The organism is Mediterraneibacter sp. 210702-DFI.3.120 (assembly GCF_020561005.1).
GTDB lineage: Bacteria > Bacillota > Clostridia > Lachnospirales > Lachnospiraceae > Mediterraneibacter > Mediterraneibacter faecis.
In genome coordinates this window covers 22869-33499 of the sequence record NZ_JAJCNG010000031.1, presented here as the reverse complement: position 1 = coordinate 33499, position 10631 = coordinate 22869, and the positions used below count along the sequence as shown (strand labels likewise).

Below are 10631 nucleotides of genomic sequence, written 5' to 3'. Positions count from 1 at the left end.
TTTGCGGACATTTAAGAAGATATAAAAAGATAGTCAAAAAGACATATATAATTTATAATAAATAACAGATGGTTTCTTAAGAAAAAAAGAGAGTGCCATCTGTTATTTTTGTATGAAAAATAATATGGAAAATGCGAAAAAAGCCTTGACTTTCGGCGCTAAACGTAATAAACTAAACGAGCGTGTGGAAAAAGGCAATGTCTTTTTGATGCGCAAATAAGGATAATGACTTAATTATCCGCAGCCCCTTGAGGCATAAGCCCAAGGTAACGAATAATTCATAGGAGGTGAAAAGAATGCCAACATTTAACCAGTTAGTTAGAAAAGGACGTCAGACTTCTGAGAAGAAATCTACAGCACCGGCACTTCAGAAAGGATACAACTCCCTGAAGAAACGTGCAACTGATGTTTCTGCACCACAGAAGAGAGGTGTATGTACAGCAGTTAAGACAGCTACACCTAAGAAGCCTAACTCAGCTCTGAGAAAGATCGCCAGAGTTCGTCTGTCAAACGGAATCGAAGTAACAAGCTACATTCCAGGTGAAGGACACAACCTTCAGGAGCATAGCGTTGTTATGATCCGTGGAGGAAGAGTTAAGGACCTGCCAGGTACAAGATACCACATTATCCGTGGAACACTTGATACAGCAGGTGTTGCTAAGAGAAGACAGGCTCGTTCTAAATACGGTGCTAAGAGACCGAAAGACGCTAAATAAGAAGTCGCGGATTGCAGTATAGTATTTTAGATAAGTGTAACTAATAGTTAAATCGTATCACAAACAGAACTATGATTAGTCGTAGGTTGCGGATGCTATATAGATTTCGCGGCTGCGAGCACATGGAATGTGATCTCATAGAAAGACACATGTGAGTACCGATGAATTAATCCCGGAAAAACCGGAAAATATGATTAAGGAGGGAAGGACCGTGCCACGTAAAGGACATACTCAGAAGAGAGATGTATTAGCGGATCCAATATACAACAATAAAGTTGTTACCAAACTTATCAACAACATCATGCTTGATGGTAAGAAAGGCGTAGCACAGAAGATTGTATACGGAGCATTTGAAAGAGTAGAAGCTAAGGCTGAGAAGCCAGCTATTGAAGTGTTTGAAGAGGCTATGAACAACATGATGCCAGTTCTTGAAGTTAAAGCAAGACGTATCGGTGGAGCAACATACCAGGTACCGATCGAGGTTAGAGCTGACAGAAGACAGGCACTCGCACTTCGCTGGTTAACTATGTATTCACGTCAGAGAGGCGAGAAGACACAGGAAGAAAGACTGGCAAATGAAATTCTTGATGCAGCTAACAACACAGGTGGAGCTGTAAAGAGAAAAGAAGATATGCACAAGATGGCAGAAGCAAACAAGGCGTTTGCTCACTATCGTTTCTAATTATTTTAGGAGGAAAAAATCTTGGCTGGAAGAGAATATCCATTAGAGAGAACCAGAAATATCGGTATTATGGCTCATATTGATGCTGGTAAGACTACACTGACAGAGCGTATTCTTTACTATACCGGTGTTAACTATAAGATTGGTGATACTCATGAAGGTACTGCAACAATGGACTGGATGGAACAGGAGCAGGAAAGAGGTATCACAATTACTTCAGCCGCTACAACATGTCACTGGACATTGGAAGAGAAGACAAAAGTGAAACCGGGTGCTTTAGAGCATCGTATCAATATCATTGATACTCCGGGACACGTTGACTTCACTGTAGAGGTTGAGCGTTCACTCCGTGTACTTGATGGAGCTGTCGGCGTATTCTGTGCTAAGGGTGGTGTTGAGCCGCAGTCAGAAAACGTATGGCGTCAGGCAGACACATACAATGTACCACGTATGGCATTCATCAATAAGATGGACATCCTTGGTGCTGATTTCTACAACGCTGTAGATCAGATCAAGACAAGACTTGGAAAGAATGCTATTTGTCTTCAGCTTCCAATCGGAAAAGAGGACGAATTCAAGGGAATCATCGACCTGTTCGAGATGCAGGCCTACATCTACAATGATGAAAAAGGTGATGACATCTCTGTAACAGATATCCCGGAAGAGATGCAGGATGAAGCTGAGCTTTATCACACAGAACTCGTTGAGAAGATCTGTGAGCTGGATGATGACCTTATGATGGAATACCTTGAGGGTGAAGAGCCTTCAATCGATGCAATGAAAGCAGTTCTGAGAAAAGCTACATGTGAGTGTACAGCTGTTCCGGTATGCTGCGGTACTGCATACAGAAACAAAGGTGTTCAGAAACTCCTTGATGCAATCATCGAGTTTATGCCGGCTCCAACAGACATCCCGGCAATCGAGGGTGTTGATGAAGACGGAAACGAAGTAGTAAGACACTCTTCTGATGAAGAGCCGTTCTCTGCTCTCGTATTTAAGATCATGACAGACCCATTCGTAGGTAAGCTTGCTTACTTCCGTGTATATTCAGGTATTATGAACTCCGGTTCTTATGTACTGAATGCTACTAAAAATAAAAAAGAGCGTGTTGGACGTATCCTTCAGATGCATGCCAACAAGCGTGAAGAGTTGGATAAAGTATATTCAGGAGATATCGCTGCAGCAATCGGATTCAAGTTCTCTACAACAGGAGATACAATCTGCGACGAGCAGCATCCAGTAATTCTTGAGTCTATGGAATTCCCAGAGCCAGTTATCGAGCTTGCTATCGAGCCAAAGACAAAGGCTTCTCAGGGAAAACTTGGAGAATCTCTTGCAAAACTTGCAGAAGAAGACCCGACATTCCGTGCTCATACAAACCAGGACACTGGACAGACAATCATCGCTGGTATGGGAGAGCTGCATCTTGAGATCATCGTAGACAGACTTCTTCGTGAGTTCAAGGTAGAGGCTAACGTAGGTGCACCTCAGGTTGCTTACAAAGAGTCCATTACAAAAGCAGTTGATATCGACAGCAAGTATGCAAAACAGTCTGGTGGACGTGGACAGTATGGACACTGTAAAGTTAAATTCGAGCCAATGGATGTCAACGGTGAGGAGACATACAAGTTCGAGTCTACTGTAGTTGGTGGAGCTATTCCGAAGGAATACATCCCGGCAGTAGGTGAAGGTATTGAGGAAGCTATGAAATCTGGTATCCTTGGAGGATTCCCGGTAGTTGGTGTTCACGCTAACGTATACGACGGATCTTACCATGAAGTCGATTCCAGTGAGATGGCATTCCACATCGCTGGTTCTCTTGCATTCAAGGATGCTATGAAACAGGGATCACCTGTACTTCTTGAGCCTATCATGAAGGTAGAGGTTACAATGCCTGAAGAATATATGGGAGATATCATCGGAGACCTGAACTCACGTCGTGGACGTATTGAAGGTATGGATGATCTCGGTGGCGGAAAGATCGTACGTGCGTACGTTCCTCTGTCAGAAATGTTTGGATACTCTACAGATCTTCGTTCCAGAACACAGGGACGTGGTAACTACTCAATGTTCTTTGAGAAATACGAGCCAGTACCGAAGTCTGTACAGGAGAAAGTATTATCCAACAAAAATGCCTAAAATATCATAAAAGGCTTGAAAATCGGCTAAGTTTGAAATATAATCAAACTTAGCCAGGTTTAAAATAGAAAACCAAAACAAGGTTGCCCCATTGAGGGTTATATTTTTAAGGAGGATATTCAAAATGGCAAAGGCTAAATTTGAAAGAACAAAACCGCATTGTAATATCGGTACTATTGGACACGTTGACCATGGTAAAACAACTCTTACAGCTGCTATCACAAAAGTACTTTCTCACAGAGTAGAAGGTAACGCATCTGTAGATTTCGAGAACATCGATAAGGCTCCAGAAGAAAGAGAGCGTGGAATCACAATCTCTACAGCACACGTTGAGTATGAGACAGCTAACCGTCACTACGCACACGTTGACTGCCCAGGACATGCTGACTACGTTAAGAACATGATCACAGGAGCAGCTCAGATGGACGGAGCTATCCTTGTTGTAGCTGCAACAGACGGAGTTATGGCTCAGACTAAAGAGCATATTCTTCTGTCCCGTCAGGTTAACGTACCATACATCGTTGTATTCATGAACAAATGTGATATGGTAGACGACGAAGAGCTTCTTGAACTCGTAGAGATGGAGATCCGTGAAGTACTTAACGAGTATGACTTCCCAGGAGATGACACACCGATCATCCAGGGATCAGCTCTTAAGGCTCTTGAAGATCCAGACGGAGAGTGGGGAGACAAGATCATGGAACTCATGGACGCTGTTGATACATGGATCCCAACACCAGAGCGTGCTACAGACAAGCCATTCCTTATGCCAGTAGAGGACGTATTCTCTATCACAGGACGTGGAACAGTTGCAACTGGTAGAGTAGAGCGTGGAACACTTCACGTATCTGACGAAGTTGAAATCATCGGTATCCACGAGGACGTTAAGAAGACTGTTGTAACAGGAATCGAGATGTTCCGTAAGCTTCTTGATGAGGCTCAGGCTGGAGATAACATCGGAGCACTTCTCCGTGGTATTCAGAGAACAGAAATCGAAAGAGGACAGGTTCTTATCAAACCAGGTACAGTAAGCTGCCATAAGAAATTCACATGCCAGGTTTACGTACTGACAAAAGACGAAGGTGGACGTCATACTCCATTCTTCAACAACTATCGTCCACAGTTCTACTTCAGAACAACAGACGTAACAGGTGTTTGCGATCTTCCAGAAGGAATCGAGATGTGTATGCCTGGAGATAACGTAGAGATGACAGTTGAACTGATCCATCCAGTAGCTATGGAGGAAGGTCTTCGTTTCGCTATCCGTGAAGGTGGACGTACAGTAGGATCAGGTACAGTTGCTACAATCATCGAGTAATTAATATCTAGATAGATTTAATATCGATACTTAAAATGAAATATGCCCGCAGAGCTTATGCTCTGTGGGTTTTTTGTGTTGGAAATTTTGAATGGAATAGCGAATAGTATAAAAAACGGTTGTCAAAATAAAAAAATACGAGAAAAAGTAGAGATGCCGATGGAAAGGATGGTTGAGTATTGGGGAGTGATGGAAGAAAGCACTCTGAAAATTATGTATTCATAGTAGTAGATAACCACTAAAAAGGAAAAAGCAAGCGAAAGTATGTTCGTATTTTCGCTTGCTTTTTAAATTATATTAGAGTATAATAGGGAAAAAACAGGTATAAATATATTCCCAGGGAGTGATGAGAATGAGACAGGTACATATAAGAGTTGATGATGAGTTATATAATGAGCTGAATTCATATTCAGAAAAGAATGAATTGAGTATGCAGGACTGTGTTAGAGAAGCAGTAGCATATTATATGAGTGATGTAAAAAAGAAGAAGAATACAGGGAAAGAGAAAAAATTTACATTTATTGATCTTTTTGCTGGGATTGGTGGTATGCGTATTGCATTTGACCGGGCCGGCGGTCAATGTGTTTATTCAAGTGAATGGAACAAATATAGTCAGCAGACTTATTTTGCAAACTTTGGAGAACAGCCGGAAGGAGATATTACAAAAGTTAATGCCGAAGATATTCCGGATCATGATATTCTGGTTGCGGGATTTCCGTGTCAGCCTTTTTCAATAGCCGGGGTATCAAAGAAAAACAGTATGGGAAGAGCCACCGGATTTGAGGATAAAACACAGGGCACTTTGTTTTTTGATGTCTGCAGGATATTGAAAGAAAAAAGACCTAAGGCATTTATGCTTGAAAATGTTAAAAATTTATGCAGCCATGATAAAGGAAGAACTTTTCAGGTAATCAGAGAGTCACTGGATGAGTTGGGCTATGAAATTTTCTATAAAGTTCTGGATGGACAGAATTATGTTCCTCAGCACAGAGAGAGAATATTAATTGTAGGATTTGACAGAGAACGCTATGGAGATAAAATTGATTTTGAGTTTAATCTTACACCACGTGTTCCAAAACCCGTTATGAGAGATATTCTTGATGAAGAGGTTGCGGACAAATACACATTGTCTGATAAATTGTGGACATATCTGCAGAATTACGCAGCAAAGCATCGGGCAGCTGGTAACGGATTTGGATATGGAATAGCTCCTTTGGATGGAGTGTCCCGGACATTGAGTGCTAGGTATTACAAAGATGGATCGGAAGTGCTTATTGCACAGGAAGGAAAGAATCCGAGAAGGCTGACTCCAAGAGAATGTGCAAGATTGCAGGGCTTTCCGGATACATTTAAGATTCCTGTTTCGGATACACAGGCATATAAGCAATTTGGAAATTCTGTAGTTGTTCCATTAATGGGAGAAGTTGCAAAACTAATTGTAGATGAAATTGACAGATTGGATAAAGAAGGTGCGGAATGGAAACAGGTTATTTAAATAAATACTTTTCCGGGGTGATTGTAAAAAAATTATCTGAAGTTGAAGCTAATATTGAAAGTAGTAATCAGCATGAACTTAATGGAAATAAAGCCATGCGACAGATATTGGGAACAGATATCCAAAGAAGAGAGTTTGACACGATATTTTTATATATGGAAGATGATTTTACTATAGATGCATCCGGAAAGATGACATGGTATGATTCAAGGTACAATAATCCAAAAAGGACAGAATGGAGATTTTACTTTCCAACGACAGAAGTATCAAAACGTGCAAAAGTCGGAGACAGTCTTTTTATATGCAAAAGAACAGATGATACCTTACTTATTATCATTGCCAAGAAAGATAGTACAATAGAAAATCAGTTATATTGGTTATTCGATTTGAACGAGGAAGATGCGGAAAGATTTATTGGAAAAACTGAATTTAGCAGTGGAGATAAACAAATTGAATTCGCTGTCAGAATGATTTTAGAACAAATAGGAATTGAATATGAAGATCGAAGTATAGAATCTTATCTTGAACCGATGTTAATTGAATTTCATGGAAGTTTTCCAACGACAAGGGAATTTTCTGCATATGCAAGAAATACAATTACGGATGTAGATCCTGTAGAAAATCCAGATGATACTTTACTTAAATGGGTGAACCGAGAGGAAGCATTATTTAAGTTACTGGAACAATATCTGATAAAAGAGCGAATTCAGCAGGGATTTAAGGTGGGTGAAGATGTTGATGTGGATGCATTTATCCAATTTTCGCTTTCTGTGCAAAACAGAAGAAAAAGCAGAGCAGGATTATCTTTGGAGAATCATATAGAAGCATTGTTAAAAGAACAGAAAATTATATATTCACATACACCAGTTACTGAAGATAAATCGAAGCCGGATTTTATTTTCCCAAATATAGAAGCGTACAGAGATAAAACATATCCGGAAGTAGAATTGACAATGTTGGGAGCTAAAAGTACATGTAAAGACAGATGGCGACAGGTATTGTCTGAAGCAGAGCGAATAGAACGCAAACACTTGCTGACACTTGAATCGGCAATAAGTGAAAATCAGACTAATGAAATGATTAATAAAAAATTACAACTGGTGTTGCCATTGCCAATTCATGAAACATATACATTAAAACAGCGAGATTGGCTCTATTCTGTGAAAATGTTTTTGGAAGAAGTAAAAGAAAAACAGAAATTTTATGAGAGAAAGCAGATATAATTATGGATATAAAAAGTCCGGAAGAACGTAGCAAAAATATGGCAGCAATACATTCAAAGAATACGAAACCGGAAATATATCTGAGAAAATTATTGTTTGCCAAGGGTTACAGATACGGAGTAAATTCAAAAAGTGTACCGGGACATCCAGATATATACATGAAAAAATATAATACAGCAATTTTTGTACATGGGTGTTTTTGGCACAGGCATGAGGGATGCAAATATGCTTATATGCCAAAATCAAAGATAGAATTCTGGCAGAAAAAGTTTAGTGCAAATGTAAATAGGGATAAAATAGTCAGAAAAGAATTACAGGAACTCAAAATAAAGCAGCTTATTATATGGGAATGTACAATAAAGGAAATGAAAAAAGATGAAATATACAGGGATAAAATAGTAGGACAAATAATAGATTTTTTTGGTGAGTTGGATTATTTTCGGGAAATTTAAATTATGGCATGATCTTTTGAAATTCAGTTTCAGAGATCGTGCTGATTTTATTTTTTGAACTTGTAGCTTAAAGGATAGTATGGTACAATGATAAAAAAATAGCACTCATCAGCGGCGAGTGCTAACAAAAAAACGACATTTAGAGAAAGAGGTATTATTATGGAAGAATATTTAAACTTGGGCGGAAATTCTAATGTAAAAGCGTATTCAATTGGACAGGACTATATAGATGTAGTTTTTGGAAGAGGAGCTCGTTATCGTTATTCTTACAGAAGTGCAGGAATAGATAAAGTTGAGCAGATGAAAATGCTTGCAAGGAAGGGCGTTGGCTTAAATTCGTATATTATGAGGTATGCGAAGATGGACTATGAAAAATAATCTGGAGGGGTGTAGATGTATCATGTAGAAGTGAAAAATTGTAACAGTATTTTGACGGGTAACATAAAGGTTGAAGAAGGAAAATTAAATATTAAGTATGGAATAAATGGAACTGGAAAGACGACGATAGCAAAGGCAATAGAAGTAGCAAATAATCCAGAAAAGCTTCAGGAGTTAAAATCATATTTTGCAGAGGACCCGGCTGGTGTAACAATGAATCCCCCATTTGAAAAGGTTCTTGTGTTTAATGAGGAGTTTGTTGACAAGGTTGTTTTTAAAGAGGATGAGGTGATAGAGAATTCGTTTGAAGTTTTTTTAAAAACACCGACGTATGATAGTAAGAAAGAGCAGTTGGATCAGCATTTAAAGTCGTTACATCAGATTATGGAAAAAGATTCAGAAGTTATAGAATTGCAGGAATTGATGGAAAAAATTGGTGGAAAGTTTAAAAGAACAGCCAAGGGAACATTGAACAGACGTGGAACAATGAAAAGTCTGTTAACAAAACAAAATCTGTATAATGTTCCAAATGAATTAGAGGTTTACAAAGATTTTTTTGCGAATAAAGATATTAATATAGAGTGGATAGACTGGAAGAACAAAGGCGATACATATGACATTGAAGACAGATGTCCGTATTGTTCTGAAAAGGTAAACCGGATTGAACACGACAAGCGTAAAGAGATATTTCAAAAGAATTATACAAAAACAGATTCACAAAATTTGAAGGAACTATTAGATCTGCTGGAAAGTTTGGAAGCTTATATTAAACCAGACCAATATACAACGTTGATATCTTATGTGAAAAATGATACCCCGGAAGATATTATTGAAAAGATTATGAGCGATTTGCTGGGGGAATTTGATTTGATTTTGTCCAGATTTATTGCTATTGAAGAGTTTGGAAACAGAAAGATCGTCATAAATGATATATCGAAACTAGACACACAAATTGCATCAATGATATTTCCGCAAGAATTATTCCATATATTTGGTGGTGAAAAAATAGAGGGAGTATTTGAACGGATTAATAATAAAGTAGATAAATTGCGGTCGGAAGTTGCGGTCCTAAAACAGGAAATGGGAGCACTCAAGGGAATTATGCAGGCAACTATAGTTCAATCACAAACGGACATAAATGAATTTCTGAAAACAGCCGGCATAAATTATGAGTTAGTAATTAAAACGGAAGATGAATCCAATAGTAGAACTATATTGAAACAATGTTTTACAGAAGAAAAAACAGATGTTACAAAAATCAGACAACATTTAAGTTGGGGAGAGAAAAATGCATTTTCATTGATACTTTTTATGTATTATGCCAATTTGCAAGATTCTGATTTGATTATTTTGGATGATCCGATTTCTTCGTTCGATACTAATAAAAAATATGCTATTCTACAGAGAATGTTCAAAAATGTAGGCAATAAAAATGTTACGTTTGCAGGTAAAACAGTACTGTTATTAACACATGATTTTGAACCTATTACGGATTTTATTGTAGTTGGGAAATTAGATGAAAGTAAAGCGGTTGCTTCATTTATTTGTAATGTTGAAGGAAAAGTGATAGAAAAAGATATTAATCCGGAAGATGACGTTAAGTTGATTTTGCGTGAGTGTAAAGAGATTTCTACTGATGAGAATGTTAATGTTGTAAGCCGAATTGCTTTTCTTAGGAAATTATGCGAATTAAATGAATGCAGAGATGCTTGGGGAAATGCATATGAGATTTTATCTTGCCTTGTACATGCCAGACCGATAAAAAGAAAAATTGCTAGTGATGTATATGAGGATATGTTACCTGAAGAAATCAATGAAGGATTAAATAAAATCAAAGAATTTATTCCAGATTTTAATTATGAAGAGTTGCTTGAAAATACATATACGATAGATCATATCAAAGAATTGTATAATTCGGAATTAAATGCTTATCTGAAAATTCAATTGTTCAGGGCGTTGAAAGACATAGTTGATGATAAACAGTTGCGTTTAAGACCGATGGACAGTGCATGGTATAAATTTATTGATGAAACCTATCATATAGAAAATGATTATTTACACTATCTTGATGTTATGAAGTTTAATATTGTACCGGATTACATTATGAAAAAAGTAGATGGAATAATGAGTGAACTATAAAACTGTGATAACATCATGATAACAAAATCTCCAAACCCACATGGACACATCGGAAAATCTGGATTTTCCCCACGAATCACACGGAAAAT

9 protein-coding genes are annotated in these 10631 nt (G+C 38.1%); all 9 read left to right on the top strand.

The genetic code is table 11. From position 1 onward, the window contains the following. The first annotated feature begins 296 nt into the window (after positions 1–296). The 9 genes from rpsL (at position 297) to LI162_RS13660 (ending at position 10542) form a co-directional block, all read left to right on the top strand. Positions 297–716 (top strand): 30S ribosomal protein S12, encoded by a 420-nt coding sequence (gene rpsL, locus LI162_RS13700; protein WP_004847546.1) that lies wholly within the window; start codon positions 297–299, stop codon positions 714–716. 211 nt (positions 717–927) lie between these two features. After that, the gene (rpsG, locus tag LI162_RS13695; RefSeq protein WP_020437196.1) at positions 928–1398 is read left to right on the top strand and encodes a 30S ribosomal protein S7; all 471 of its coding nucleotides are present in this window, start codon (positions 928–930) and stop codon (positions 1396–1398) included. Positions 1399–1419: 21 nt separating this feature from the next. After that, on the top strand, positions 1420–3537 hold the full coding sequence (fusA, locus tag LI162_RS13690) for an elongation factor G (RefSeq protein WP_055166566.1): 2118 nt from the start codon (positions 1420–1422) through the stop codon (positions 3535–3537). Between the two features lie 124 nt (positions 3538–3661). Continuing rightward, positions 3662–4855, top strand: coding sequence for an elongation factor Tu (gene tuf / locus LI162_RS13685; protein WP_227156820.1), 1194 nt, complete (start codon positions 3662–3664; stop codon positions 4853–4855). A 352-nt stretch (positions 4856–5207) separates the two neighbouring features. Beyond that, positions 5208–6350 (top strand): DNA (cytosine-5-)-methyltransferase, encoded by a 1143-nt coding sequence (gene dcm / locus LI162_RS13680; RefSeq protein WP_055157743.1) that lies wholly within the window; start codon positions 5208–5210, stop codon positions 6348–6350. Next, the gene (locus LI162_RS13675; protein WP_055157741.1) at positions 6332–7573 is read left to right on the top strand and encodes a type II restriction endonuclease; all 1242 of its coding nucleotides are present in this window, start codon (positions 6332–6334) and stop codon (positions 7571–7573) included. Before dcm ends, LI162_RS13675 begins: the two co-directional genes overlap by 19 nt. Positions 7574–7575: 2 nt before the next feature. After that, positions 7576–8025, top strand: coding sequence for a very short patch repair endonuclease (locus LI162_RS13670; RefSeq protein ID WP_055157739.1), 450 nt, complete (start codon positions 7576–7578; stop codon positions 8023–8025). A 159-nt stretch (positions 8026–8184) separates the two neighbouring features. Further along, positions 8185–8403, top strand: a complete 219-nt coding sequence (locus LI162_RS13665; protein ID WP_055157737.1) for a hypothetical protein — start codon at positions 8185–8187, stop codon at positions 8401–8403. Positions 8404–8418: 15 nt separating this feature from the next. Beyond that, positions 8419–10542 (top strand): AAA family ATPase, encoded by a 2124-nt coding sequence (locus tag LI162_RS13660; RefSeq protein ID WP_055157735.1) that lies wholly within the window; start codon positions 8419–8421, stop codon positions 10540–10542. Positions 10543–10631: the final 89 nt, after the last annotated feature.

Coding starts and splice junctions, on each gene's coding strand:
- rpsL (WP_004847546.1), top strand. CDS start 297: ATGCCAACATTTAACCAGTTAGTTAGAAAAGGACGTCAGACTTCTGAG.
- LI162_RS13675 (WP_055157741.1), top strand. CDS start 6,332: ATGGAAACAGGTTATTTAAATAAATACTTTTCCGGGGTGATTGTAAAA.
- LI162_RS13665 (WP_055157737.1), top strand. CDS start 8,185: ATGGAAGAATATTTAAACTTGGGCGGAAATTCTAATGTAAAAGCGTAT.
- dcm (WP_055157743.1), top strand. CDS start 5,208: ATGAGACAGGTACATATAAGAGTTGATGATGAGTTATATAATGAGCTG.
- LI162_RS13660 (WP_055157735.1), top strand. CDS start 8,419: ATGTATCATGTAGAAGTGAAAAATTGTAACAGTATTTTGACGGGTAAC.
- tuf (WP_227156820.1), top strand. CDS start 3,662: ATGGCAAAGGCTAAATTTGAAAGAACAAAACCGCATTGTAATATCGGT.
- LI162_RS13670 (WP_055157739.1), top strand. CDS start 7,576: ATGGATATAAAAAGTCCGGAAGAACGTAGCAAAAATATGGCAGCAATA.